Source organism: Streptomyces sp. KL116D, assembly GCF_030766975.1.
In the GTDB taxonomy this organism is placed as follows: Bacteria; Actinomycetota; Actinomycetes; order Streptomycetales; family Streptomycetaceae; genus Streptomyces; species Streptomyces longispororuber_A.
The window spans coordinates 304,943-331,084 of the sequence record NZ_JASERH010000084.1; the positions used below are offsets into that span (position 1 = coordinate 304,943).

Here is a 26,142-nt window from a genome sequence, read left to right on the forward strand (position 1 = left end):
AAGTGTGAGTGGAGACAGGTGGTCGAGCCGCGAGCGGTACCCGGGGCGTAAGCGGTCGATGGGACGAGCGGACCCGGCCGACTGTACGGCCGGGTCTCACTCATCGGTGCCGGGGCGGATCGTCCAGCACCGATTCGTCGTGTCGCTGGAGTTAGGGCAGCATCCAGGAGAGCGCCGGTGTCGACTGCAGCCAGACCAGGACGCCGAGCACGGCCAGCATGACCACGCTGTAGCCGACGACCTTGCCGAGCAGGATGCGCTCCGAGCCCGGCTGTCCCACGGCAGTCGCGGCGATCGTCAGGTTCTGCGGGCTGACCAGCTTGCCGACCACACCGCCCGAGGAGTTCGCGGCGACGAGGAGCGTCGGGTCGATGCCTGCGGCCTTGCCCGCGCTCTGCTGGAGCGTGGCGAACAGGGCGTTCGCTGAGGTGTCCGAGCCGGTGACTGCGGTACCGAGCCACCCCAGGGCGGGGGAGAACAGGGCGAAGATCGAGCCGACGGCGGCGAGCCAGGTGCCGATCGCGACGGTCTGGCCGGACTGGTTCATCACGTAGGCGAGTGCCATCACCGTGGCGACCGTGGCGATGGCGCCCCGCATGTTCTTCACGGTGCGGCCCGCGGCCAGCAGGCCCGTGCGCCCGGACATCGGGAACCGGTCCCGGTCGCCCGCCAGGGAGTAGACGAGGATGACCAGCAGGCCGGTGATGATGAGCAGTGTGCCGGGATTGCCGAGGACGTCCAGCTTGTAGACGGAGCTGGTGGAGGGCGTGCCGTCACCGGTCAGCAGCTTGCCGTCCAGTCCGGGCCAGCCGAACTGGATGGCGGCCTTGCCGAGGAGCGAGGGCATGTCGACGCCCACGGTCAGCTTGGCGACTCCGAAGATCACGATGACCAGGAGGTACGGCAGCGTGGCCAGTGTCACGCGGCGTGCGGTCAGCGGTTCGGGCTCGACCTGGGAACGCTGGTCGTCAGGGGTCTTGGGGGTCCATACGCGCAGCATCAGCACCGCGGTCGCGAAAGCGGCCAGCGACGAGACGACATCGGTGAGTTCGTACGCGAAGTACGAGGAGCACAGGAACTGGACGACGCCGAACACGGCTCCGGTGACCAGGGCGATGGGCCACAGCTGGCGGAAGCCGCGCACGCCGTCGACGAGGAAGAGCAGCAGCATCGGGACGAAGAGGGCCAGGATCGGTGTCTGCCTGCCGACCACGGCGGCGATGTCCTCGGGGGCGATGCCCGTGAGGCCGCCGGCGGTGGTGAGCGGGATGGCCATGGCGCCGAAGGCGACCGGTGCGGTGTTGGCGACCAGGACGGACACGGCCGCCTTCTGCCAGGGCAGCCCGATGGCCATCAGCATGGAAGCGGTGATCGCGACGGGGGCGCCGAAGCCGGCGAGCGCTTCGAGCAGACCGCCGAAGCAGAAGGCGATGAGGATCGCCTGGATGCGCAGGTCCCCTCGGCCGACCGCGCTGAAGGACCGGCGCAGGTCCTCGAACCGGTTGCTGACGACGGTGAGTTCGTAGAACCAGATCGCGGCCACGACGATCAGCATGATCGGGAACAGGCCGTTGAATATGCCCTGGGTGGCGGACAGGAAGCTCAGCCCCGCGGGCATGCCGTAGCCGAGGGTGGCGACGAGCAGCGCGGTGACCAGGGAGCCGAGCGCCGACTGGAAGGCCGATCGCTTGGCCACCATGAGGAGCAGGAAGAACACGGCCAGCGGGACCAGGCCCAGCAGGGCGGTCCCGGTGAGGCTGCCCCCGACGGCATGGACGTCAGGGGTGTAGGCCGCGAGTACGGCCGGTAGCGCGGTAGTCACGTACGTGCTCCTTTTTGAGCTGAGCGACTCCTGCGACCCCCGCGTGCCTGGCCCTGTGCCGGGAAGCGCGGTGTCCGTCTGTGCCGAAGACCCCCGCGGATCGTCCCGGATCATCACGGTCTGGCACACGGCGTGGCGCACGTCGCTGCGAACGGGCATCAGTAGGTCATCAATGAAGTCCCATGTCAATAAGGTCGGACCGAACTGTTCTCTGTTTGAGTTCTGGCCCGTCAGTAGTATGGTCCGACCGTACTTTTTCGTTTGCTGAGAGGTGCCCATGCGCGTCGGACTCTTCGCCACCTGCCTCGGGGACACGATGTATCCCGACGCCGTCAAGGCCACTGCGGTGCTGATCACCCGCCTCGGCCACGAGGTGGTCTTCCCGCCCGGACAGACCTGTTGCGGTCAGATGCACGTCAACACCGGCTACCAGCGCGAGCCCGTTCCCCTCGTACGGAACTTCGCCGAGCAGTTCGGTGATCCGTCGATCGAAGCGGTGGTGATGCCGTCCGGCTCGTGCGCGGGATCGGTCCGCCACCAGCACCCGCTCGTGGCCGAGCGTTATGGAGACGCCGCACTGCGCGACGCCGTCACCGGCATCAAGGCCAAGACCTACGAGCTGTCCGAGCTCCTCGTCGACGTGCTCGGCCTGACCGACGTCGGCGCGTACTTCCCCCATCGGGTCACGTACCACCCGACCTGCCACTCGCTGCGCATGCTGCGGGTGGGCGAGAAGCCGCTGCGCCTGCTGCGCGCCGTGGACTCCATCGACCTGGTCGAGCTGCCCGAGGCCGATGCCTGCTGCGGGTTCGGCGGCACCTTCGCGGTGAAGAACGCGGACACCTCCAGCGCCATGCTCCACGACAAGGTGGACAACGTCCTCGCCACCGAGGCGGACGTCTGCACCGCCGGCGATTCCTCCTGCCTGATGCACATCGGCGGCGGACTGTCCCGCATCAAGGCAGGCACCCGCACCCTGCACCTGGCACAGATCCTCGCCTCCACCCGCACCTCCCCGTACGCACCCCCGAAGACGGAGGCCACCGCCCGATGAGCAGCACCTTCCTCGGCATGCCCGCCGCGCCGCCGCGTGCCCCGTACGGGGCGGGCAACCTGCGCGGTGAGCAGAAGTTCCCGAAGGCCGCCCGGGGCGAGCTGCGCAACGGGCAACTGCGCGGCAACCTCCACAAGGCCACGCACTCCATCCGCGAAAAGCGGCTCTCGGTCACCGCCGAACTGCCCGACTGGGAACAGCTGCGGGACGCCGGATCGGCCATCAAGACAGCGACCATGAACCGGCTGCCCGAACTGCTGGAGCAGCTGGAGCGCAAGGTCACCGAGCACGGTGGCACCGTGCACTGGGCGCGCGACGGAGTCGAGGCCAACGAGATCGTCACCCGCCTGGTCAAGGAGACCGGCAGCGACGAGGTCATCAAGGTCAAATCGATGGCCACCCAGGAGATCGGCCTCAACGAGCACCTGGAGACCCAGGGCGTCACCGCGTACGAGACCGACCTCGCCGAGCTGATCGTCCAGCTCGCCGACGACAAGCCCTCCCACATCCTCGTCCCCGCCATCCACCGCAACCGCGACGAGATCCGGGACATCTTCCGCGCCTCCATCCCCGGCGCCGATCCCGACCTCGGCTCGGACCCGGCCCAGCTGGCCGCCGCGGCCCGGGCGTACCTGCGCGAGAAGTTCATGACGGTGCCCGTCGCCGTCTCCGGCGCCAACTTCGGCATCGCCGAGACCGGCACCCTGTCGGTCGTCGAGTCCGAAGGCAACGGCCGGATGTGCCTGACCCTGCCGAAGACGCTGATCACCGTCATGGGCATCGAGAAGGTCCTGCCCCGCTATCGGGACCTGGAGGTCTTCCTCCAGCTGCTGCCGCGGTCCTCCACCGGCGAGCGGATGAACCCCTACACCTCCCTGTGGACCGGCGTCACCCCTGGCGACGGGCCCCAGGAGTTCCACCTGGTGCTGCTCGACAACGGGCGGACCGCCGCGCTCGCCGACCGGATCGGACGCGAGGCCCTGAACTGCATCCGCTGCTCGGCCTGCCTCAACGTCTGCCCGGTGTACGAACGGACCGGAGGCCACTCCTACGGCTCCACCTACCCCGGCCCCATCGGCGCCGTACTCACCCCGCAGCTCGCCGGAATGCACGCCACCAAGGACGATCCGAACAGCTCGCTTCCGTACGCCTCCAGCCTGTGCGGAGCCTGCTTCGACGCCTGCCCGGTGAAGATCGACATCCCGTCACTCCTGGTCGAGCTGCGCCACCAGCACACCGAGCAGGCGGGGGCCAGTGCCGAGAAGCTGGCGATGAAGGCCGCGGCCGCGGTCATGAGCCGGCCCGGACTGTTCACCGCCGCGCAGAAGGCGGCCGGCGTCGGCGGCCGGGTGGTGGCAGGCCGCGACCGCAAGATCTCGCGCCTGCCCGCACCCTTCGACGGCTGGACCGACAGCCGGGACATCCCGGCCCCTCCCCAGCAGAGCTTCCGCTCGTGGCTGGCCTCGGGAGAGGGCGAGGCCACGCTGCAGGCGGCCGCGGAGGAGGGCGCCCGGCTCAGGGACGACCCACGCCACGAGGCGGCCACCGACATCCACGAGGAGGGAAACCGATGACCACGACCGCACGCGAGACGGTGCTCGGGCGGGTGCGGGACGCCCTGACCCTGGCAGGTCCGGCCGACGCGGAGGTGGCCGTGCCGCGCGCCTACCGCACCGGCCGCACCCTGCCCGACCCGGAACGCCTCGACCTCTTCGTGGACCGCCTGGTCGACTACAAGGCGAGGGTGCACACTTGCACCGCCCAGGACACCTCCCGGGTGATTGCCGAGGTCCTCCGCGAGCACGGAGCCCGCCGGATCGGTGTGCCCGCCGGCCACGACCCGGCATGGATCGCCGAGTACGACGGCGAGACCTTCCAGGACACCGCGGCCTTCCCCGCGCCCGAACTCACCGACCTGGACGCCGTGGTGACCGGGTCGGCGGTCAGCTGCGCGGAGACCGGCACGATCTTCCTGGACGGATCCCCCGACCAGGGCCGACGTGCGCTGTCGCTCGTCCCCGACGTGCATGTCTGTGTCGTGGACCTGTCGTCGGTGGTGGTCGGCGTGCCGGAAGCCGTGGCACGCCTGGTCCCGGAGCGCCCGACGACGATGATCAGCGGTCCGTCGGCGACCTCCGACATCGAACTGGAACGTGTCGAGGGCGTGCACGGCCCGCGCACCCTGGAAGTGGTGATCCGTACCGACGCCTGAACCACCGGCCTGCGCGACGACGACGTTCAGGCGCGGTAGACCTGCTCCAGAAGAGTCACTCGGCCCTTGGCATCGAAGGTCAGGTTGTAGCCGAGGCCTTCCCGCTCGGGGCTGCTGATCGTCTTGAGTCGGCTGACGAGTTGGGTCTGTGGGTAGTCGGCGGGCTGCTTCTCGTCGCCGAGCGGGGCGCACAGGATGGTGCGGGCGTTCGGGGTGAGTGCGACCGTGATGTAGGGGCCGGTGCCGGGTTCGACGGTCCAGGTGTCGAACTGCTCGTTCACTTTCTTCTCTGCCGGGCGGACGGACACGTAGGTGCGTCCGCCCGCCGTCCATGCGTCCTTGACCTGGACGAACTGCTGGGTGCCCGCCCAGCGCGGATCGTCCACGGGAGCCGAGGCCGAGGCGGAGGACGTTCTCCTGGCAGCGGGCGCACTCTTCGAGGCGGCCGGCGCGGGCGTGGACGCGGCAGCCGGCGAGGCCTTCGGGGCTTCAGCCGAGGCAGACGCCGACACATCGGAAGAACCTGCCATGTCCTCCCTGGCAGTGGCCTTTTGGGAGGAGCCGGACGGCCTGGAGGAGGACTCGGTCGGCGAACCGCAGCCCGTCAGGACGGTGAGCGCGGCGACGGCGAGCGCGGCCGCGGGTACGACAGCGGCGCGGCGGAAGGTGGCGGAGACGAACACGGTGAAGATCCCCCATCGGTCAGGTTGTCGACGTAACACCACCTGTACGCGCCACCCGGCACCCGGGTTGCACCCTCTGGAAGAAATTCTTTCCCCTCCGCCACGGTCCTCGGCAACCGTGCCTCGTCATCGCTCGCGGTCAGGCGCGGTAGACCTGTTCGAGGAGGGTCACTCGGCCTTGGGTGTCGAAGGTGAGGTTGTAGCCGAGGCCCTCGCGCTCGGGGCTGCTGATGGTCTTGAGTCGGCTGACGAGTTGGGTCTGTGGGTAGTCGGCGGGCTGCTTCTTGTCGCCGAGCGGGGCGCACAGGATGGTGCGGGCGTTCGGGGTGAGGGAGACCGTGGTGTAGGGGCCGGTGCCGGGTTCGACGGTCCAGGTGTCGAACTGCTCGTTCACTTTCTTCTCTGCCGGGCGGACGGACACGTAGGTGCGTCCGCCCGCCGTCCATGCGTCCTTGACCTGGACGAACTGCTGGGTGCCCGCCCAGCGCGGGTCGCCCGCCGGAGCCGAGGTCGAAGCGGAGGACGGGGTCGACGGCGACTCTCTCGAAGTCTGCGACGCAGTCGCGGACTTCGAGGTCGCGGCGGACGGTGACACCCCGGCGGACCCGGTCCTGCTCTCTTCCGGGGTGACGGCGGAACGCGACGCCTCCGGAGCCGACGTCGTGACCGCTGGCACCGGCCCCGGCCTCGTCGCCACCTCCTTCGGCTCGCCGGTCGTCCCGGTCAGCCCGAGACCGCCCAGCACCACCCCCGCAGCCAGCAGAACGCCTCCCGCCGCGACGGCGGTTCGCCGCCGACGCGTCCGCTGCTCCCCGCGCGCCCGCACGGCGGCCGCCGGCAGCGGCGTCACCAGCCGGCCACCCGCCTCCGCCAGCTCGGACAGCTGCTCCTGCAGCATCGTCTCGTCAGCCATGGTGCGCCCCCGCCGGTCGCGAACTCCGCGGATCCAGCTCCGTATCCTCCAACAGCCGCGCCAGCGCCGCCCGCCCGCGGCTGAGTCGCGCCTTCACCGTGCCCTCCGGACTCCCGGTCTCTGCAGCAACCTGCTCCACGCTCAGATCACACAGGTGATGCAGGACGATCGCCCGCCGCTGGGCCTCCGGTATCTGGCGCAGCGCGTTCACCAGCGCCACATGGTGCGGCTCCGGCGGCGGCACCGGCGCGGGAGGCCCCTGCCGACGCGCCGACAGCAGTGCCGTCCGCACCCGCCGCCACCGGCTCACCGCCAGCCGTGACGCCACCGTCCGTACCCATGCCTCCGGCGCGTTGTCGCGGTCCAGACGCCGACGGCGTTCCCACGCCCGCGCGAACGCCTCCTGCACCACGTCCTGTGCCTCCGCCAGATCACCCGTCATCGCGTACAGCTGACCGACCAGCCGCCCGACACTCGCCGCGTAGAACTCGTCGAACTCCTGCTCGTTCATTCCGACGCCCGGCCGGTCAGCCGACGCTCGAACGTCGCGGGTGATCTCGGGCGCGGTTCCGCTGGATCCGGCAGCGGCGTGCGGGCCGACAACCTCCCGGAGGAGCGCGGTCAGCCTCCACCGCTCGGACAACACCAGCCTCCGCCAGGCCCGTTGGAACCACGGCCGTTCCAGCCGCACGGTGCCACCCCGATCAAGGGACATCAGCTGCTTCGAACCGGAAGGTGCTCTATACAACGAAAGCGCTGTCATTCCTTCATTTCCCCGGGGCGAGTTGCGCGCGAAGATGAGAGGCAGTGGGCCAACTGCCGTGCGAATCATGCCGGATGCACGCCGACGGAGTCACCGCGCACGTCGAGAAACTTGTCGTCCGTCACCGCGACCGAGCAGGGGATCGTCAGCGATGCGAGGCGCGGTCCTCAATGACCAGGCCCGAGAAGAGTTCCCGTTACCATCCGTGCCATGGACGCGATCAAGGTGGACCTCGCCGTCATCGGCTTCGGCAAGGGCGGCAAGACGCTCGTCGGAGCACTGGCCCAGGCGGGCAAGCGTGTCGTACTGATCGAGCAGTCCGACCAGATGTACGGCGGCACCTGCATCAACATCGGCTGTGTTCCGACCAAGGCGCTGGTCTTCCAGACCGAGCACCCCGACCGTCGCGTCGACCAAGCGACCTGGTTCAAACAGGCCGTCACCAAGAAGACGACTCTGGTGGAGGCGATGCGGGCAAAGAACTTCCAGCTCTTCGACTCACCGGAGACGTCGACCGTCATCACCGGCAAGGCCCGTTTCGCCGACGACCACACCCTGATCGTGACTGCCGGCGGGGACGAACTCACCGTCGAGGCCGCCACGATCGTGATCAACACCGGCGCGGTGCCGTTGGTACCGCCGATCCCTGGCCTGGCCGACTCGAAGCACGTCGTGACGAGCACCGGGATGCTGGCGTTGACCGAGCAGCCCCGCGAGCTGGTCGTCCTCGGTGGCGGGTACGTCGGAGTGGAGTTCGCCTCGATGCACGCCGCTTTCGGTACCAAGGTCACGGTGATCCAGCGGGGCACCCAGCTGCTGCCCGCCGAGGACCCGGACGTCGCTGCCCAGGTGCAGGACCTTCTGACCGCGGCTGGTGTCACCGTACTCACCGACACGACCGTCGAATCGGTCGTCGATGACGGCGACCGGGCGGTGGTGACCTGCCGCACGGCTGACGGGGCGGCCCAGACGGTGGACGGTGACGTCGTACTTGCCGCGCTGGGCCGGCGCCCGATGACCGACGGGCTGGGCCTGGCGGAGGTCGGCATCGAGGTCGGGCAGCGTGGCGAGGTCGTCGTCGACGAATACCTGCGCACGTCGCTGCCGCATGTGTACGCCGTCGGTGACGTCAACGGTGGACCCCAGTTCACCTACATCTCGCTGGACGACTTCCGGGTCGTGCTAGACCAGCTCACCGGCACCGGCAAGCGCTCGACCGCAGATCGCGCCTTCGTGCCGCACGTTGTGTTCACGACCCCGCCGCTCGCGCGGGTCGGGATGACCGAGGCGCAGGCCCGCGCCACCGGTCGGCCGCTGAAGATCGCGGTGCGCAAGGTCGCGGACATGGCCATCGTGCCGCGCGCCAAGATCGTCGGCGACGCGCGTGGTGTGATGAAGGCGATCGCCGACGCGCAGACCGACGAGGTGCTGGGGGTGACGATGCTTGCCCACGACGCCCACGAGACGGTGAACACGCTCGCGGTAGCCCTCCGTCTCGGCGCAACCGCGAGTGCGCTGCGCGACGGCATCTACACCCACCCGTCGATGACCGAGGCGTTCAACGACCTCTTCGCCAACCTGGCCTGACAGAGCCGTGCCTGATCCTCCGGTCGCCGTACGGCGCGGCGCGGTGTGCTGCTGACTGCTGTCACGGCCGATGATATTGCGCCGAGTTGATGACGTTTCGCATGCACGGTACACGTCAAATGCTAGCCTCCACCCCTTATCCGCAAAGGGGAGGCGCCGAGTGAAGCGGCTACTGAGTTTCGCGTCCGTACTGGCACTGTTGACCGGAATCGCCATTGCCTCGACAACGTCCGCCTACGCCGCCACGGACAGGAGCGGGGCGGAACGGTTGAACATCCCGAACAGCAGTGCATGCAGGGCAGGCCGCACCGTCATGCAAGGAATGGTCGCGGGGCCGGGCGGCCAGCTCTACATCGTCTTCACGAAGGCGGGTGGCGCGGAGCCGGTCCTGTCCAGATGGTTGCGCGACGGCTCGACCTGGGACGGTGCCAGCTGGACCTGTGCCGGGGCGCCGACCTCCATCCCCGCACTCGGACACGGCAACGACCTCGCCTACCACTCCAACTATCAGGGTCAAGGTCCTGCCCTGATCGCCACCCAAGGAAGCCAGTCGGCCTACCCGAGCGCCGATGTGACGATCATTCACCTGGACTCGTCGGGATCTATCGGCGCAAGCCAGGTGGTCCATCTGCCCATCGGCAACATCAGCGGCCTCTGCTACAGCGCGACGGCGGCCGACGGAGCGGGCAAATATGCTGCCCGCCGCGCGGGCAACCTGTGGACCCATCCCGGTGCCGGTTCGCTGACGAGCGGATGGACTCTGGTGAAGAGCAACCTGACGAGTCACGACAATCGTTCCGACCAAGGCATCGACTGCTCCGAGAACTACATCTGGAACACCAAGTCCATCAACACGTCAACGCCCGAGACCGGATGGAACTGGGTGTACCAGTACAACTGGTCCGGAGGTGACGTGGAGAGCGACATCGGAATTCCGGGGAACAGCCTGGCCGACGAGATCGAAGACATTACCCACGTCGGGAGCGACTTCTTCGTCGGCGTCAACCGAAACGGCGGGAGCGCCGACCTCGTGAAGGTCTTCATCGAGTGAAGCCTTACCCGTGACACCGGCTTGGGTGCCCAGGCTGAAGCAGGAGAGGGGCTCCTGCCTGTGCACGGCGCGTCGTGGAGCGTGCCGTGCACACGGCGGTTTCGGTCGCGGCTGGATCAGGTCTGCGGGCGCTGATCGGGCGCAGCTGGTTCGTCGGTGTGGTGCCGCAGCAGGCGGGTGACGGTGGGCGCGATGGCGGCCAGGGTCAAGACGTGGTCGACCTTTCCGGTGCCGATGGCTGCCTTGGGCATGCCATGGAACTCAGCGGTCTCGGGGTCCTGCACGATGACAGTGCCGTCGTGATCCTTGACCGCCTCCACACCCCGGGCGCCGTCGCTGTCCGCGCCGGTGAGGACGCAGGCGATGATCCCCGACCCGTAGGCCCTTGCCGCCGACTCGAAAAGCGGATCGGCTGCGGGGCGGGCGTAGTTGACCCGATCCTCATGGGTCAGAAACAGGGTTCCGTCGTCCCGCACGCACAGGTGATGGTCGGGTGGAGCGACATAGACCGTCCCGGCCTGTGGTGATTCGTTGTCCTGCGCCAGCTTCACGGTGAGGGACGTAGCTGGCTGAAGGATGCTCACGATGCGGGTCTCGCGGGTGCGGTTGAGGTGCTGGGCCACCAGCACCGGCACTGGCAGGTCGCCGCGCAACCCACCCAGCAGCGTGCCGAGACCTTGGATGCCGCCGGCGGAGGAAGCGATGAGTACCGCTGACCAGTGGCCGTGACGGCCTTGAGGGCTGTGCTGCACCTGCGCAGGCTATCGCGGCAGGCCGGCCGGAGCGGATATGGCCTCCGCCCGGGCGCGGCTGCTGTGCGGCCATTGGTCTGTATGGGCCGGTTGGAGCGGGAGCCACCGGAGCCACGCAGCGTCCAGCCTGCGATCACGAACCGGTTCTGCCCCTCACCTCGACCGCGGGCCCGAGGTTCGGTGCCGCGCTCCTGGCCAGCTCTCCGGCGTGGGCCACGTCAGCGCGGTCCGCCACGACGATGGTCACCGCGGAGCCGGACACGGCGTCCCGTCGCAGGGTCGCGCGGGTGACGGAATGCTGAGCGAGGACCGCCTCGTACGCGGCGATCGCCTCGGCAGGGAAGGCATCGTGGAAGTCGGTCTCCACGAAAAGCCCCGGCCCGGTGACCTTCAAGGACGTCACACCGGTGAGTGACCGGTGCCGACCGCCCTCGGTGAGCATGTCCTTGAACACCGTCAGCGCTCCGGCGGCATCGACCGCGGTGGCCTCGATCCGCCAGCGGACGGTTGCTTCTTTCCACGGCGCATCATGGATGTCGGCGCTCTTCACCTTCTCGTCGGCCGTCAACGACCGCCAGAGCGCGAGGACTTCGCCCGTCCGCCCCTCGTCAGCGGCGACGGTGAAGGTGATGTCGTGCGCCGTGATCCGGCCGGTGACCTTGTCGTGACGGACGACGTACTTCCGCAGCTCACCCGCCAACTGCGCCAGACGATCGGCTGAGGTGCCCTCGTCGACCGTCAGGGTGCCGATGGACGATCCGAGGAACGGCAGGGTGTTGTTCTTGGTGGTGTGGATCTCTGCCACGTCCGGAGTGCCGGTCCAGCTCGTCTCGAAATCCGCGGCGAGCGCCGAGCCCTTGTCGACAGCACATCGGGTCCTCGCGGTCCGGGCCACAGCCCGTAGGGTGCCCGTCACGGACCATCGCACGGGGATTCCTTTCGGTGCCGTCTTCTTGAAGAGCGACCAGCTGTTCTGTCTCAAGCCATGCCCGCTGCTGTCGCGACCGGCGACAGCTTATGGCTCCTGGCGTCAGCGGCGGGCGAGTTCGGCTTCCTGCCCGTTCGGTCCCGGCACGGGGCGTGGCGGCCGAGGATGCTCGGGGAGGCCGACGGCAGGCGCCAAGTCGTTGCGGCCGGGGGCAGCCCTCGTGTCGGGAGGAGAGGTGGGGGGCGCAGGCGTTCCGCTTCAGCGCTCGGTGTGGACGAACTAGAGTTCCTGGTGGGCACCTTGGGGCTACGTGGCTGCTGAGTGGAGTCCGGGGCCGGATCCAGGGGGCGTCGGACGTCACCGCGCATTCCGTCGACCGGGCGTCACCGAGTCCACCCCCGGCAGAACCACCGATGGGAAGCAGGGCGCATGACCGTCAGTCTCACCATGTACGACACTTTGCTGCTGGGCAGCATCTCCCCAACTACCGGGCTCCCGGTGCCGCCTCTGTATCCCGTCCACATCGCGGGTGCCGGGGTGGAGCGCCGCGTCCTCGCGCAGGTGGAGCGCGAACTCCCACCGGGCGGCATTCCCGCGTACCGCGGCGCCCGCAAGAAGGGGGCCCGTTCGTTCCTCCTGTGGGCCGACGAGGGGCGTGCGCAGCCCCTGGCCCGTCTGGTCACGCAGTCCGTCGAAGGGCGCCAGGTGACCTATCAGGTGCTCGACGCGCACGGACAGATCATCGGCACCATTGCGCGGCGGAAGGCGTTCAGGGGCGGCGGGTTGCGGGTCCGCTGGACGGTGTCGCAGGCCGGTGGGCCGGATGCGGTGGGATACAAGGGACGGCTGTTCTGGTGGGCCTTCTGCTGGCTGTTGACTCCGCTGCTTCCGTTCGCCCTCGTCGCCGCCGTGCTGGGTTCCGGAGACCTTCCGCGGGCGCCACGGCGTGTGAGGTGGCGTGCGGACGGCGGGCTCGTCATGGAGGACAAGCCGTCGGCGAAGGCGGTACTGCTTCACCTTCCAGGCCTTGATCCCCGGGTCGGAGCCGCGCTGGTGGCGTTGCTGGCGTCCTACAAGGGTTGGTATCGAACGGCATGGGACGACCAGAGGGAATAGGTGCGGTTCTGCCGGCTGGTCCAGTGTCAGGGGCGACCTCCCCCTTTCGCGGCGCGGCTGCCTGATGGCGTACGAGGTCGACCATGCCTCGAGCCGAGGTGGGAAGAGTCTTTCCGGCTTGTCCTTCACGACCGTCACTGTGAGGGAACCAGCGAGCCGAGTCGTGTCGATCGGATGAGGGCCGGCAGGCGGGCAATTGCGGTCTGCGAACGGCCCGGGATTGTTGACGACGGTCGACAGGCGTCCGAGTTCGAGCAACTCCAGGCGGAGTTGGCCGACCGGTGCGTTCCTTGATGACATGAGCCATCAAGAGGAATCGTTTCTTCGTGGAGGCCGAACCTCCGCCGTCGTCACTGAACCCAGGGCAGAACCCGAAGAGAATCCACCGGTCCCATCCGGTGTCGAGCCGTCCGGGACGCCCATATATGACGCCCTCATCGCTCAGTGGCGTGTAGCGCGCAAGCAGATTCCGCGTGCATCGCCTTCCGATCGTTCCAGTGCTGCGCCGTAGCCAGCGACGGCCGGTCACCCGCGGCTCGAACGAGTAATCGCAGCGGTCGCCGGCGAAACCTCGGAGGGGAGTGGGCGTTGAGTCCGGCGGAGCGACGAGCGCGTGCGGCGCCGAATGCGAGTTGATGAGGTGGGCCACTTCGTGGGAGAGAGCAGTGACAGGACCCGACGCGGAGCGGACGAGGTCCGGAAGGCGTGAACGTCGAACAACGATGCCGAGCACCGCACTCGCCGCCATCAGGCCGAATCGCCTGCTGCGGCATGAAGGAAGGCAGTGTCCGAGCCCGTGCGGGGGAGTTCTCCGGCACGTGCACGCCCGCAGCGGTCCAACCTCGGATCCACTCCCAGGCGGGGTCCCGCAGGATGCTGCTGCGCGCTCTGGACATGAGTTTCCTGCCGATCCCGTCCGTCGAGGCAACCTCGGCGCAGCCGGATGGGACACCGGCAGGGGCCGACGGATCGGCGGTGCTCACGCCGGCGGCAGCATTCGATGCCCTGTACGTCTTCGCCGCACCCGGACTGATACGGGAGACATACGTACTGACCGGGGCACGTCCCTTGGCCTTCGAGTCGGTCGAGTACGCGTTCCGGCATGCGTGGGAGCGATGGCCCGAGGTCGCCCGTGACGTGGACCCGGTGGGCTGGGTGCGCGCGCAGGCCCATGACTACGCGCTCTCGCCCTGGCATCGCATCCGGCGCGTGTTCTCCGGGCGTCCCGCGATGCCTGACGGTGTCCCGTGGGCGCCGGTTCTTGAACTCCCGCCCTGGCAGCGGCGGGTGGTGGTGCTGTGTGACGGGCTGGGGATGAGCGTCTCCGAAGCGGCTGCCGAGATGGAGGCCAGCACGGGGGCCACGCGGGGCAGACTGGCACGCGCGCATGCCGCTCTGGCCGAGTGCGGCACCGGCTGTTCAGTGGATGAGGTGCGGCGGTCCGTCGCGGACTGCGTCGAGGACACATCGGCCAGCACCGTGGTCCATCCGGAGTCTGTCCGGGAGTGCAGTGAGCGGCGCGTGCGCACGATGGTCCGGACCGTGTACCTGGTGGTCGCTCTGCTGGCGGCTCTTGTCGCGTTCTGCATCCTGTCCACGCCCTGACGGGGCTGCGGTTCTGGCCTCGGCCGGGGCGGTCAGTCGGTCACGAGGGGCATCCTCAACATCTTTTTTTGACATGCCCACTTCCAATCAACGCGCGTAGCTGCCACAGTTCCTTCGACCGAAACCCGCCAAGCATGGAGCCCCCACCATGAGACGTGTACGTGCGACGTCCCTTGCGAGTTCATTCCTCATTGCGCTGACCATCGCCTTCACCGGTGCGGGCCAGGCGCAGGCCGCCGCCACCTCGTACGTCGCCCTCGGCGACTCCTACTCCTCCGGGGTGGGGGCCGGGAGCTACCAGAGCGGGAGTGGCGACTGCAAGCGCAGCAATCTCGCCTACCCGCAGCTGTGGGCCAACGCCAACTCCCCCTCCTCCTTCTCGTTCGTGGCCTGTTCCGGGGCCACCACCAGCACGGTGCGCAGCAGCCAGCTCGGCCCGCTCACGAGTGCCACCCAGCTGGTGTCAGTGACCGCAGGCGGGAACGACGTCGGGTTCGCGGACGTCATGCAGACCTGCATCCTGGGTACTTCGGCGACGTGCCTCGACCGGGTCGCGACGGCGCGTTCCTACATGAGCAGCACGTTGCCGGCGAGGCTCGACGCGCTGTACGCAGACATCGCGAGCCGGGCGCCCAGCGCCCGTGTCGTGGTCATCGGGTACCCGAAGTTCTACGACGTGGAGGCGATCTGCGCAGGCCTCTCGGACACCAAGCGCACCGCCATCAATCAAGCCGCCGACCAGCTGAACTCGGTCATCTCGCAGCGTGCGGCGGCCAGGGGGTTCCGCTTCGGTGATGTCCGGCCCCCGTTCACGGGACACGAGATCTGCTCCGGCGACTCGTGGCTTCACAGCCTGGACATCTCCATCGGCGAGTCCTACCACCCGAAGGCGGCCGGTCAGTCGGGGGGTTACCTGCCCGTCCTGAACGCCAACGACTGATCCTTCGCACCGCACGCCGTGTCCCCTGTGCTCCGACTCGGTGCAGGGGACGTGGTGCTTCAGGGCGCGGGCGGCCGGCCGGACGGGCTGGGTGAGGAAGCGAACTGGGGCGTGGGGCTTGCCTGTCGGGGGTGGTGCCGGAGGCGAGGGATGCGGCCGTTCCCGCGGTGGCTTCACCACGAAGGTCCACCTGAGCGCGGATGATCGCTAGTGTCCGGTCGTTCGGAGCCACTGCAACGTTGCGACGATCTCTGCGCCGAGGCCCTCGCACAACACGAGCAACTCGCGACCGGCGTCGCAGTCGAAAGGTCCTTCATGGGGGAGCGAACGGAGGGCGTCGTGGCAGGCCGACTCGATGACAGAGTTCCGAGTGGCCAGATAGCCCTGCCCGCTGCCCTTGTCCGCCCGATCGGCAAGGTACTGGCGGTGGGACTGCTCCCGAGGGTGGGAACAGAGGGAGCCTTCGACGAGGCCGTCGAGGTGGTTCGCCAGGCCGGATGTGGTTTCGACCACGCGCTCGATCTCGACCGAGCGAGGGTTGTCGAGCCACCCGCCGAAGGTCAGCAGGCTGTCGATGGTCTCCAACTGGACGAGCTCGACCGTGTCCGGATCTACTTCGGACGCGAACAGTTGGGCCGTGCGCAGCTCTGCGACGGCCTGCAGATATGACCGATCCACCGCTTCACCGGGAGCCTCTGCTGCCAGGCGGAACAACGACTCCAGTACGGATGCGTCGATCCCCCACGCTTCGTCCAACTCGAACGCGAGCAGCGGCGCACGCCATGGCCACAGGGCCAATGCAGCGGACAGACGCCGCTGGTCAGAGGACAAGCTCGCCCACCGCTCGTTCCGCACGCCCTGCGTCTGCCCTTTCGATCCGCCTTCGCTGCCTACCCGCTTGCTCATCCGGCAGTGTAAGTGCCGCCGACGGATTGCCTGTTCGGCAGGTCAGCGCCCAGTGATCAGGGCTGCTTGGGACCGCGGTGGGGGAGGGGCCGGCTGTAGACGACGTTCGTGGTCGTGCTGCCGAATCCGGCCAGCTCGTCCACGAGGGTCTCCAGGTGCTCCATGGAGGTCGCAGCCACTTTGAGGGTGTAGCAGTCGTCGCCGGTGGTGCGCAGGCACTCCAGGATCTCGCGGCGTTCGGCGAGCATGTCGTGCAGTGGCTGGTGGCGGTTGCCGGGGTACTTGAGGCGGACGATGGCAAGTACCGGGTAGCCGACCTTGGCCAGGTCCACGGTCGCGTGGTAGCCGGTGATGACGCCCAGCGACTCCAGGTTCCGCACCCGCTCGGTGGTGGCCGACGGGCTCAGGCTGACGCGCGACCCAGCTCGCTGAGGGAGATCCGGGCCTCTTGCTGGAGCTGCTCGATGATCGCCCAGTCGATGTGATCGAGGTTCACGGCCATGGCCCGAGGCTACCGGGAGATTCACTGGAGGTAGCGGGAACTACCGGGAAGATGTTGTTCCCCGAGGCGCGATCACCGCCATAGCCTCATGACATGCAACTTGGCGTCAACGTACCGAACTTCGGGCCCGGCACCGACCCGGGCGTGCTGCGCGAGTGGGCGCGGGTCGTGGCGGGGAACGGGTTCGATCTGCTGATGGTGTCAGACCACGTGGCCGTCACCCCGGATGTGGCGCAACGGTATCCGGAGCCGTTCTACGACCCGTTCACCACGCTGTCCTGGCTGGCCGGGATCACGGGTGGCGAACTGCGCCTGGGCACGACCGTGTTGGTGCTGCCGTACCGTCATCCCCTGCTGGTGGCACGGATGGCGAGCAGCCTGCAACGGCTCAGTGGCGGGCGGTTCGTGCTCGGCGTGGGGGTCGGGTGGGCGCGACAGGAGTTCGACGCGCTCGGGGTGCCCTTCGAAGCGCGGGGCCGGCTGACCGACCAGTACCTGGGGGAGATGCGTCAGGCGTGGAGCGCGGAGGACCGAGCCGCGCCCGCGGTGTGGGTCGGCGGGCACAGTGCGGCGGCGATCCGGCGGGCGGTCAGGTTCGGAGACGCCTGGCATCCGCTGCGGCTTTCGGTGCCGCGGATGCGGTCGGTTCTCGCCGACCATGCGCTGCCGGGGTTCGCGCCGCGGATCGCGCTGCGGCTGACCGACGCTCCGGTCGAGGATGCCGAACGGCCGGCCGGTGTCGGCGACGTGCAGCAGATTGTGGGTGACCTGGTCGAGCTCCGCGGACTCGGTGCCCGGACGGTGGTTCTCGACCCCTACCACGGGGACCCAGCTGAGACCCTCCGGCCCGAGACCGCGTGGCGGGCGCTCACCACGGTTGCCGAGCAGTGGAGGAATGCCTCGTGATCACCCCTGCAGACGAGACGCTGCTGCGGCAGGCCATCGGTATCGCGGCGCACGCGGTGGAACTGGGCGACGCGCCGTACGGCTCGCTGCTGGCCGGGCCGGACGGGGCGATCCTCGCCGAGGCGCACAACACGGTCCGGCGGGACAACGACATCACGGCCCATCCCGAGTTGAAGCTGGCCCGGTGGGCCGCCCGGGAACTGGATGCGGACACGGCTGCCCGCACCACCATGTACACGAGCTGCCAGCCGTGCGGCATGTGCGGCGGCGGCATCATCCGCTCCGGCATCGGCCGGGTCGTGTACGCGCTCTCCACCGAGCAACTCGTCGAACTCAACCCGGAGTCGGGCCACTGGCCGTCCCTGACCCAGGACGGTCCGGCCCTGCTCGATGAGGCGCGCGCACCGATCAACGCCTACTACGGGCCAAGTCCGTCGGCCGGCACCTGAACCGCAGGCCTTCTCATACGCGTACCGCCAGTGCCTGGAACGTGCATTGACGGGAGATCAGCGGATCGTCCGGGTGCTCCTGCTTGACCACGGCGGCGACGCAGCAGCCTTCGGGTGGGGTTGGACGGTCGTGGCGGTAGGCGCGCTGGGGACGTCGGTGAGCGGGGCGGTGGTGCCGTACGGGCTGGGGCCGGTGCTACGGGTGCTGCTCAGGGTGGCCTGCGGGCTGGCCGGGGGCACCGCGTTCAGCCTGCTGATGGACGTGACGCGTCCCGCTGGCCGGTGAGTGGCGACGCAGAGTGAGCGGCGTGCCCCGCCTGCTGAGGCTGTCGTGGGCGTGGTCGTGGGCGTGGGCGTGGGCGTGGTCGAGGGCGCGGCTCGCGGTGGCCTGTCTCGATTCAAGATTGCATAGTCTGCATTTTTGCGTAGTATGCAAAGTGTGGATGAGAAGGTTGCTGCTGAGGACAGTTGGCGAGAGCGCAAGAAGCGGGCCACCCGCGCTGCCCTCGTAGAAGCGGCGGTGCGGCTGGCCGCGGAGCACGGGGTGGAGCACGTCACCGTCGACGCGATCAGCGAGGCGGCCGGCGTTTCCGCGCGCACGTTCTTCAACTACTTCGACTCCCGCGACGAGGTCTTCGTCATGGTGGGTGCGGAGTCCAGTGCCCGGGTCCGGCGAGCCGTCCTCGACGCGCCGGGTGACCACACGCCGCTTGAGGCGTTGCGTGACGCCATGGCGGTGGAGCTGCAGGAGATCGAGCAGCAGCAGGAGTTGTGGCGGTTGCACGCCGAGGTGTTGCGCAAGTCGCCGGAGCTTCTGGCGCGCAGCCTCGGTGCGCACATGTCGGAAGAGATCGGGTTGGCGGAAGCGGTCGCTGAGCGGATCGGGGCCGGGTCGCCCCTGTTCTCATCGGATCAGGAATCGGCTTCAGCGACCGGGACCGAGGCCGAGACGGAGCAGCGGCGCAGGGCGCTCGGGCTGTACCCGCGTCTGGTGGCCGCCGTCGGCGTCACGGCCGTCCGGGTCGCCGTCGAGCACTGGTGTGTGCGCCAGGACGAGATCGCCTTCACGGACGTGTTCCGGGAGACGTTCGAGCACCTGGCGGCCGGGCTGCCCACTCCACAGGTGCCGGCCTGATCCGGCCGAGACCTCCCCGCTTCCTTCTCCATCCCTCACGGGTGCACCCCTCGCAGGGGTGAGGTGTGCCCTTTCTTGCCGAACTTCGAAAGAGACGACGTGACGACAACAACGGTGCCGCAAGAGGCGCCACCGACATCCATGTCCAACCGGCAGATACTCCAGGCCATGTCCGGGCTGATGGCGGGCATGTTCGTCGCCATCCTCGCGGGGACCGTGGTCTCCAACGCGCTGCCGCGCATCATCGCCGACCTGGGCGCCAGCCAGTCCTCGTACACCTGGGTCGTCACCGCCGAACTGCTGGCGATGACGGCGACCGTCCCGCTGTGGGGCAAGCTCTCCGACCTCTACAACCAGAAGCTGCTGCTCCAGCTGTCACTGGGCATGTTCGTCGTCGGCTCGCTGCTGGCGGGCTTCTCCCACGACGTCGGACTGCTGATCTTCAGCCGGGTCGCCCAGGGCATCGGCGCGGGTGGCCTGACCGCCCTGGCGCAGGTCGTGATGGCGGCCATCATCCCGCCGCGCCGACTGGGCAAGTACGCGGGCATCTTCGGCGCCGTGTTCGCCGTCGGCACCGTGGCCGGGCCGCTCATCGGCGGCGTTCTCGTCGACACGTCGTGGCTCGGCTGGCGCTGGTGCTTCTTCATCGGCGTGCCGTTCGCGCTGCTCGCGATCGTTCTGCTGCAGCGCACCCTGAAGCTGCCCACCGTCCGCCGCGAGGCGAAGATCGACTTCCTGGGCGCGTTCCTCATCGTCGCCGGTGTCTGCGCGCTGCTGATCTGGGTGTCCCTTGCGGGCAACCAGTTCGACTGGGCCTCCTGGCAGACCGCCGCCCTGACCGGCGGGGGAGCGGTGCTCCTCGTGGCCGCCGTGGTGGTCGAGACGCGGGTGCCCGAGCCGATCATCCCGCTGGGAATCTTCCGCAACCCCACGGTGTCGCTGACCACCCTCGCCAGCCTGCTGGTCGGTGTCGCCATGTTCGGCGGAACCGTCTTCCTCTCCCAGTACTTCCAGGTCTCCCTCGGCAAGTCCCCGACGATCGCCGGCCTGATGAGCCTGCCCATGATCCTGGGTCTGCTGGTCTCCTCCACCATCGCGGGACAGATCATCAGCGCCACCGGACGCTGGAAGGTCTACCTCATCGTCGGCGCCGTGTTCATGGCTGTGGGCCTCGGACTGCTCTCCACGATCGGAGCGGACACGCACTTCGGGCTGCTCAGTGTCTACATGGCGGTGATGGGCATCGGCGTCGGCATGCTGATGCAGAACCTGGTTCTCGCCGCGCAGAACGACGTGCCCGCCGCCGAACTCGGCGCCGCCACCTCCGTGTTGTCCTTCTTCCGGAGCATGGGCGGCACCATCGGCACCAGCGTGCTGGGCGCCATCCTCGCCAACCGCGTGGCCAGTGAGATGACCAAGGGGCTGCAGGAGGCGGGTGTACCGGCCGGTGCCGCCCAGGGTGGCGGACACGGCGTGCCTGACATGACGACCCTGCCCGCGCCGATGCGGGAGATCGTGGAGCACGCCTACGGAGTCGCCACCGGTGACCTGTTCCTGGTGGCCACCCCGTTCGCGGTGCTGGCGCTGATCGCGGTGCTGTTCATCAAGGAGAAGCCGCTGAAAAACACCAGCGGCATGGAGCGCCTGGCGGAGGAGGCCGACACCGTCGCAGGACCCAAATCCGCTGCGGTCGGCTGATCCTTACGGCGTACCAGTCGTCTTCTCGGGAGGGGTACCGGTTCGCCGGAACCCCTCCCGAGCTCGTGGACGGTCCGGACGGCTCAGCTCACGTCGCAGCTCCGATGGTGCGCCGGCGCCGGCCCGCCGCAGTGGATCCGCCCGCAGCGGTGCGAGGGCCGGTGGGCGCCTTCGAAGAGGAGGTGGCCGCCTTGGAGTTCGATGCCCGCGGTCCGGACGCGAGTCCGCTCTTTCGCCATCATGCGCGCGGACTCTGGTGTCGTCGAAGGCCACGTCAAAAGGATCAAGGTTCTGAAGCGTCAGATGTTCGGCCGAGCCGGCTTCGACCTCCTGCGTAAGCGAGTTCTGCCAGCGTGACGACCTAGACAGGGTCGTCGTACACATCGATCTCGGAAGGCACGCGAGCGAGCAATGGATCGAGGTGCCCCTCCATGGCGGCAAGCCACTTGTCGAGGTCTTCTCCGGAGTCGTGGAAGAACCAGGAGTTGAAGCTTTCCAGGGCGTCCAGGGCGGGTTCGCACTCGTAGCGGAGTTCGCAGTGAATCTGTACGTAGTGGTCGTGCTCACCGCCGTCGTCGCTGATGTCGAACTGTCGCGTGAGGTCCACTGTGAACATCGGACGCCCGCTGAAGGCGTACGTGCCGTACTGGAGGAGCAAGCCGTCTGAGTCGGGGGTGGGCGCGGTGGCAAAGCGCCGCCAGGCGAAGCGGATGAATGCCCGCCATGCAGCCCGCGTAGTCAACTCGGCCTTCGCCGCTCGCTCGACCTCCAGCTCGGCATGCAGGACATCGAGGGCTTCCTCCATCCGCGGTCTGCCGTGCATGTCAGCTCTCCTCGATTCGTGAATCAGCACCCTAACCTCGTAGGTCCGAATCAAATCCAGTCCTGACCAGCAAGGCGGCCGGCTCCCGGCCCGCAACGCTCAGTCGCTTCTGCATTGATGGCCGATACCCGCACAGTCGCTTCGTAGAGCCGAGTCTGTGAGTGGGCCCGAGTCGGTGGTGGAGCCCGGTGCAGCCGACTGAGTCGGCACCCGTTCAGTGACGGTCGTCGGGGCGGGATCAGGTCAGGCCCTCGCGGAAGGCGATGGCCGCGGCCTCCGTGCGCGTCGCCGCGTCCAGCTTCGTCAGGATGTGGGAGACGTGCACACCTGCCGTGCTCGGCGAGATGTGCAGCCGGGCGGCGATCTGCCGGTTGCTCAGCCCCTCGGCGATCAACCGAAGCACCTCACGCTCGCGTTCCGTCAGACCGTCCTGTGCGGGCCGCGGCCGCAGGAGCTGGGTGATCTGCCGGGCCAGGGGAGCGGCGCGCAGCTCCTCGGCCAGGCTGGCGGCTTCTCTGAGGTGGGCCGTCGCGCCGGGGCGGTCGCCCGCGGTCAGGACGGTGCGCGCGCTGTGGAACAGGCAGAGTGCCAGTTCGTACGGCTGGCGCAGCTGCCGCCAGGTGGTCACCGCGTGGTCCCAGCCGTCGTCCTCGATCAGTGCCCGGAGCATGGTGTGCCAGGCCTGGTCGAGTTTCCCGTCCACGCCGAGTGCGGCGTCGGCCGCCGCGAGTTGGGCTTGTCGGTCCGCGACCCGCTGTCGCTGTCCCGCGTCGGCGCGGGGGGACAACCGAGCCCGCTGCACCAGGGCGCCGGCAATCAGGACAGGCCGCGCGTCGCTGCTGTAGATCTGGTGGAGTGCCGGGTCGGTGAGGGCTCGCTCCAGGAGCAGGTCGGCCCGCTCCGCGTCGCCCTGGGCGAGGGAGAGCAGGCAGAGCAGCTGATGGCGGGAGAACAGGCTGCCTGCGGCGGAGTGCTCGACGGCGGCCGCGGCCTCGGCTGCCGCGGGCAGGTCTCCGCGCAGCAGCGAGAGGTATCCGGCGAGGGTGCGCAGGCCGCGCTCCGACTGTGGTGGTGGGCCCGTCCGAAGGGTCTCCTCCAGGAGGGTGTTCGCCTCGTCCCACCGCCCGGCCAGGATCAGGCCGTGTCCCGCGTAGCGGGCGAGCTCGGCTCCACGGCTGCGGCCGAGGCCGTAGCGGCGGGCGAGGCGCATCCCCTCGTCGGCGACCTCGATGGCGCGATGGTGGCGGCCCGCCCTGGTGTGCAGCGTGGCCTCGTACATGGGCACGGTCATCAACAGGTCGTTGCTGTCGAGCCGTTCGGCGAGTGCGCGGGCCTCGGTCAGCATGCCGAGGTCACGGGTCATGGACCCGACGCCGAGCAGCCCGCGGATGGTGATCGTGGCGTCACCGGTGGCCCGGCCGATGGCGAGCGCCTCCTCGAACGACTCACGGGCCCGGTCCACCTCGGGCAGCAGGCCCATCGCCAGGACGCCGAGCAGCCGCCCCCGTTGTGCACTGCCGGGAGGCAGCAGCTTCAGGGCGTGTTCCCAGTCGGAGACACCGGTGGCGTTCAGCCGGTGGCGCAGCCTGCCACGGTGCTCCAGGAGGAGGGAGGCCCGCTCGGGTTCGCGTTTCTCGTCCAGCGCGGCAAGGCCGGCGTCGGCGTGGTCGATGCCGCGGGCGTAGTCACCGCTGAGCATGCACGCCTCGGCGGCTTCAGTCAGTACGTCGATGCGGTCGACGCCCGGTCCGGCGTCCGGATCCCACAGGTCGAGAACCATGCCGAGCAGGCGGACTTGCTCGGCGTAGGCGTACGACCTTCGGGCCTGGTCGGCTCCTCGGCGGGCGGCCGAGAGTGCGAGGGCGCGGTCCCCGGCGGCGAGGGCGTGGGCGGCCAGTTCTGCCGGGGCGTCGCCGGCGCGCAGGGCCTCGGCGTAGCGGCCGTGCAGGCGCGCACGTTCGCCGGGCAGCAGGTCCTCGTACACCGCGTCCCGGATCAGGGCGTGGCGGAAGGCATAGCCGTCGTCGACGGTGACCAGCAGGCTTCGGTCGACCAACTCGCGCAGCAGCACGTCCAGTTCAGTGCCGTCCTGCCCGGCCACCTCGGCCAGGAGGCGGTGGCAGACGCGTCCGCCCGCCGCTGCGGCGATGCGCAGTAGTTCGTGCGCCGGTCCCGGCAGCGAGCGCGGGCCGGCCAGGAGCAGATGGCGGGCGTCGTCCGGGGTCCGCTCGTCGGCGCGGGCGAGCGCCTCGACGAACAGCGGGTTGCCGTCGCTGCGGTCGTGGACGCGGCGTACGGCGGCCGGGCCGGGCTCGGTGCCGAGGATGGCGGCGAGCTGGCGTCCGACGTCCTGTTCGCCGAGGCGGTCGAGGCGCAGCCGAGTGGTGCGCGGCCGACGGACGAGCTCCGACAGCAGCGGTCCGGCTTCGGGTGGCCGGTAGGTGACCGTCAGGAGCACTCCGGGCCGGGTGAGGTTCCTGGCGAGGAAGCCGAGCAGTTCGCAGGTGGCGGCGTCCGCCCAGTGCAGGTCCTCGACCGTGACGACGAGCGGCCGGTCGGCGGAGACCCGCTCGATCAGCGTGAGGACCTCCTCGTACAGCCGGTGCTTGCCGCTCTCGGTGTCGTCGCCGGACTCGCCGAGTTCGGGGAACCAGCGGGCCAGTTGGCGGTAGGGGCCGGGCGTGACGCCTTCCACCCGGAGCAGCGTGCGCAGGACCGTCACGAACGGTGCGTACGGCAGGGCGTCGCGGCCCAGCTCCGCGCAGACGCCCGTGACCACCCGCACCTGCGGTCCCAGCGACCGTGTGAACTCGGCGAGCAGCCGCGACTTGCCGATCCCCGCCTCCCCGGCCACCAACGCCACCGCGGGACCGTGCTCGACGGCGGCGTCGAGGGCCGCTCCCAGTTGGTTCAACTCCTCGATCCGGCCCACGAACACAGGACTGACCACACGTCGCGTCACCACGGCACCAGCATATAAATAGGGAGATCGCTCGATGCGCCGCGGCTGTTTACCCGGCCAGGCTCGAAGCATGACAACGACCTTTCCCCTGCGGACCATCGCCGCCCACGAGATCGACGCCTGGGCCCGCATGGTCACCACGACCTACGGTCAGGACTGGCGGGAGGGTGGACTGCGCAACGCCGCCGTCTCACTCGAACCCGACCGCACGATCGCCGCCTACGACGGCGGGGAGATCATCGGCGGTACGTCGGTCTACGGACGCGTCCTGACCGTGCCCGGCGGGATCACGCCCGTCGCCGGCATCACGCTGGTCGCGGTCCTGCCGACCCACCGCCGCCGCGGCATCCTCACCGCGATGATGCGCAAGCAGCTCACCGACCTGCACGAATCGGGCGGCGAGCCGGTCGCCGCGCTCAACGCCGCCGAAGCGACGATCTACGGCCGCTTCGGATACGGCCTCGCCAGCCAGGTGGCCGAGATCCGGGGCGACAAGCGGTCCATGGCCCTGCGCCCCGGCACCGACCTCGGCGACGGGACGATCCGCCTGCTCGGCCGTGCGCAGGCCAGGCCGATGCTGGAGAAGGTCTACGAGACCGTACGCGGCACCGCCGTCGGATGGGTCGACCGGACCCAGAAGTACTGGGAGGCGCGGCTCGCCGACGACGAGCGCGCCCGCGACGGCGGCACGCAGCTGCGCTTCGCCGTCCACCTGGAGCCGGGGGGAGAGGCCACCGGCTACGCCCTGTACCGCTCCAAGCCGGGGCTCGCGCAGATCATCGAGGTCGCGGCCGCTTCCCGGCAGGCGTACGCCGCCCTGTGGCGCTTCCTCATCGACCTCGACGCCCACGCCTCTCTCGCCTACGACGGCGCCGTCGACGAACCGCTGCGGCATCTGCTGGCCGACCCGCGAGCGGCCCGCACCACCGTGACCGACAACCTCTGGGTCCGCCTGGTGGATGTGGACCGGGCACTGACGGCACGCCGCTACTCGGCGCCGCTGGACCTGGTCCTGGAGGTGCAGGACACCTTCTGCCCATGGAACGCCGGGCGCCGTCGGCTGTCGGCGGACGGCGACTCCGTCACGTACGAGCCCACCCGGGACCGGGCCGACCTGCGCGTGAGCGCCGCGGAACTGGGCGCGGCGTACATGGGCGGCACCACGTTGGCGGCGCTGGCCGAGGCGGGGCGCGTCGAGGAACTGCGGCCGGGCGCCGTGGCCGCGGCCTCGCTCGCCTTCCGCGGTGCACGCGAGCCCTTCCATCCGTCGGGGTGGGCCTTCCCCGCGTTCTGACGACGGCCCGCATGACGCGCACGGCCCGCACGAGCCGCACT

At 69.2% G+C, this 26,142-nt stretch carries 23 protein-coding genes and 1 pseudogene; 14 read left to right on the forward strand and 10 right to left on the reverse strand.

Annotated features, from left to right (window positions below):
* Positions 1-151: 151 nt before the first annotated feature.
* Entirely contained in the window at positions 152-1,822 is a 1,671-nt protein-coding gene (locus RBJ77_RS33555; protein ID WP_372348423.1) for an L-lactate permease, read from the reverse strand.
* 277 nt (positions 1,823-2,099) lie between these two features.
* On the opposite strand from RBJ77_RS33555, the gene RBJ77_RS33560 reads away from it, so the two are divergent.
* The 3 genes from RBJ77_RS33560 to RBJ77_RS33570 are packed head-to-tail and all read left to right on the forward strand — an operon-like array spanning position 2,100 to position 5,088.
* A complete protein-coding gene (locus tag RBJ77_RS33560; protein WP_372348424.1) occupies positions 2,100-2,876 on the forward strand; it encodes a (Fe-S)-binding protein in 777 nt (258 codons plus the stop codon).
* Positions 2,873-4,450 (forward strand): LutB/LldF family L-lactate oxidation iron-sulfur protein, encoded by a 1,578-nt coding sequence (locus RBJ77_RS33565; protein WP_372348425.1) that lies wholly within the window; start codon positions 2,873-2,875, stop codon positions 4,448-4,450. Before RBJ77_RS33560 ends, RBJ77_RS33565 begins: the two co-directional genes overlap by 4 nt.
* Positions 4,447-5,088: a lactate utilization protein C gene (locus RBJ77_RS33570; protein ID WP_372348426.1), complete on the forward strand. Its 642-nt coding sequence runs from the start codon at positions 4,447-4,449 to the stop codon at positions 5,086-5,088. The genes RBJ77_RS33565 and RBJ77_RS33570 overlap by 4 nt, the downstream gene beginning before the upstream one ends.
* Before the next feature lie 26 nt (positions 5,089-5,114).
* Here the strand turns inward: RBJ77_RS33570 and RBJ77_RS33575 are convergent, their stop codons facing one another.
* From RBJ77_RS33575 to RBJ77_RS33585, 3 genes are all read right to left on the reverse strand, one after another.
* Complete coding sequence (locus RBJ77_RS33575) at positions 5,115-5,474, reverse strand: hypothetical protein (RefSeq protein ID WP_372348427.1); 360 nt, start codon at positions 5,472-5,474, stop codon at positions 5,115-5,117.
* Between the two features lie 436 nt (positions 5,475-5,910).
* Positions 5,911-6,684 carry a hypothetical protein gene (locus RBJ77_RS33580; protein WP_372348428.1) on the reverse strand — a complete coding sequence of 258 codons (774 nt, stop codon included), beginning with the start codon at positions 6,682-6,684 and terminating at the stop codon, positions 5,911-5,913.
* Complete coding sequence (locus RBJ77_RS33585; RefSeq protein ID WP_372348617.1) at positions 6,677-7,195, reverse strand: SigE family RNA polymerase sigma factor; 519 nt, start codon at positions 7,193-7,195, stop codon at positions 6,677-6,679. The genes RBJ77_RS33580 and RBJ77_RS33585 overlap by 8 nt, the downstream gene beginning before the upstream one ends.
* 462 nt (positions 7,196-7,657) lie before the next feature.
* Between RBJ77_RS33585 and RBJ77_RS33590 the strand changes: the two genes are divergently transcribed.
* Positions 7,658-9,034, forward strand: a complete 1,377-nt coding sequence (locus RBJ77_RS33590) for an FAD-dependent oxidoreductase (protein ID WP_372348429.1) — start codon at positions 7,658-7,660, stop codon at positions 9,032-9,034.
* 160 nt (positions 9,035-9,194) lie between these two features.
* Entirely contained in the window at positions 9,195-10,085 is an 891-nt protein-coding gene (locus RBJ77_RS33595; protein WP_372348430.1) for a hypothetical protein, read from the forward strand.
* 116 nt (positions 10,086-10,201) lie between these two features.
* On the opposite strand, the gene RBJ77_RS33600 is transcribed toward RBJ77_RS33595, so the two are convergent.
* Both RBJ77_RS33600 and RBJ77_RS33605 read right to left on the reverse strand, forming a co-directional pair.
* Positions 10,202-10,837, reverse strand: coding sequence for a chemotaxis protein CheB (locus tag RBJ77_RS33600; protein ID WP_372348431.1), 636 nt, complete (start codon positions 10,835-10,837; stop codon positions 10,202-10,204).
* Between the two features lie 133 nt (positions 10,838-10,970).
* Positions 10,971-11,732, reverse strand: a complete 762-nt coding sequence (locus RBJ77_RS33605) for a hypothetical protein (RefSeq protein WP_372348432.1) — start codon at positions 11,730-11,732, stop codon at positions 10,971-10,973.
* 462 nt (positions 11,733-12,194) lie between these two features.
* On the opposite strand from RBJ77_RS33605, the gene RBJ77_RS33610 reads away from it, so the two are divergent.
* From RBJ77_RS33610 to RBJ77_RS33620, 3 genes are all read left to right on the forward strand, one after another.
* Positions 12,195-12,881: a hypothetical protein gene (locus RBJ77_RS33610; protein ID WP_372348433.1), complete on the forward strand. Its 687-nt coding sequence runs from the start codon at positions 12,195-12,197 to the stop codon at positions 12,879-12,881.
* An 873-nt stretch (positions 12,882-13,754) separates the two neighbouring features.
* A complete protein-coding gene (locus tag RBJ77_RS33615; RefSeq protein ID WP_372348434.1) occupies positions 13,755-14,486 on the forward strand; it encodes a sigma factor-like helix-turn-helix DNA-binding protein in 732 nt (243 codons plus the stop codon).
* A 148-nt stretch (positions 14,487-14,634) separates the two neighbouring features.
* The gene (locus RBJ77_RS33620; RefSeq protein WP_372348435.1) at positions 14,635-15,426 is read left to right on the forward strand and encodes an SGNH/GDSL hydrolase family protein; all 792 of its coding nucleotides are present in this window, start codon (positions 14,635-14,637) and stop codon (positions 15,424-15,426) included.
* 207 nt (positions 15,427-15,633) lie between these two features.
* On the opposite strand, the gene RBJ77_RS33625 is transcribed toward RBJ77_RS33620, so the two are convergent.
* Both RBJ77_RS33625 and RBJ77_RS33630 read right to left on the reverse strand, forming a co-directional pair.
* Positions 15,634-16,332, reverse strand: a complete 699-nt coding sequence (locus RBJ77_RS33625; RefSeq protein ID WP_372348436.1) for a hypothetical protein — start codon at positions 16,330-16,332, stop codon at positions 15,634-15,636.
* Between the two features lie 56 nt (positions 16,333-16,388).
* Positions 16,389-16,834, reverse strand: a pseudogene (locus tag RBJ77_RS33630) (Lrp/AsnC family transcriptional regulator).
* Positions 16,835-16,927: 93 nt separating this feature from the next.
* Between RBJ77_RS33630 and RBJ77_RS33635 the strand changes: the two are divergent.
* The 5 genes from RBJ77_RS33635 to RBJ77_RS33655 all read left to right on the forward strand — a co-directional run bounded on the left by RBJ77_RS33635 (position 16,928) and on the right by RBJ77_RS33655 (position 21,022).
* Positions 16,928-17,740 carry an LLM class flavin-dependent oxidoreductase gene (locus tag RBJ77_RS33635; RefSeq protein ID WP_372348437.1) on the forward strand — a complete coding sequence of 271 codons (813 nt, stop codon included), beginning with the start codon at positions 16,928-16,930 and terminating at the stop codon, positions 17,738-17,740.
* The gene (locus RBJ77_RS33640) at positions 17,737-18,189 is read left to right on the forward strand and encodes a nucleoside deaminase (RefSeq protein ID WP_372348438.1); all 453 of its coding nucleotides are present in this window, start codon (positions 17,737-17,739) and stop codon (positions 18,187-18,189) included. Before RBJ77_RS33635 ends, RBJ77_RS33640 begins: the two co-directional genes overlap by 4 nt.
* Before the next feature lie 73 nt (positions 18,190-18,262).
* Positions 18,263-18,475, forward strand: a complete 213-nt coding sequence (locus RBJ77_RS33645; protein ID WP_372348439.1) for a hypothetical protein — start codon at positions 18,263-18,265, stop codon at positions 18,473-18,475.
* 144 nt (positions 18,476-18,619) lie between these two features.
* Positions 18,620-19,324 (forward strand): TetR family transcriptional regulator, encoded by a 705-nt coding sequence (locus RBJ77_RS33650; RefSeq protein WP_372348440.1) that lies wholly within the window; start codon positions 18,620-18,622, stop codon positions 19,322-19,324.
* Between the two features lie 141 nt (positions 19,325-19,465).
* Positions 19,466-21,022 (forward strand): MDR family MFS transporter, encoded by a 1,557-nt coding sequence (locus RBJ77_RS33655; RefSeq protein WP_372348441.1) that lies wholly within the window; start codon positions 19,466-19,468, stop codon positions 21,020-21,022.
* 361 nt (positions 21,023-21,383) lie between these two features.
* Here the strand turns inward: RBJ77_RS33655 and RBJ77_RS33660 are convergent, their stop codons facing one another.
* Positions 21,384-21,845, reverse strand: a complete 462-nt coding sequence (locus RBJ77_RS33660) for a hypothetical protein (protein ID WP_372348442.1) — start codon at positions 21,843-21,845, stop codon at positions 21,384-21,386.
* A 238-nt stretch (positions 21,846-22,083) separates the two neighbouring features.
* Entirely contained in the window at positions 22,084-24,810 is a 2,727-nt protein-coding gene (locus RBJ77_RS33665) for an AAA family ATPase (protein ID WP_372348443.1), read from the reverse strand.
* 67 nt (positions 24,811-24,877) lie between these two features.
* Here RBJ77_RS33665 and RBJ77_RS33670 point away from each other — a divergent pair, with 67 nt between their 5' ends.
* Positions 24,878-26,101, forward strand: coding sequence for a GNAT family N-acetyltransferase (locus RBJ77_RS33670; RefSeq protein ID WP_372348444.1), 1,224 nt, complete (start codon positions 24,878-24,880; stop codon positions 26,099-26,101).
* Positions 26,102-26,142 lie beyond the last annotated feature (41 nt).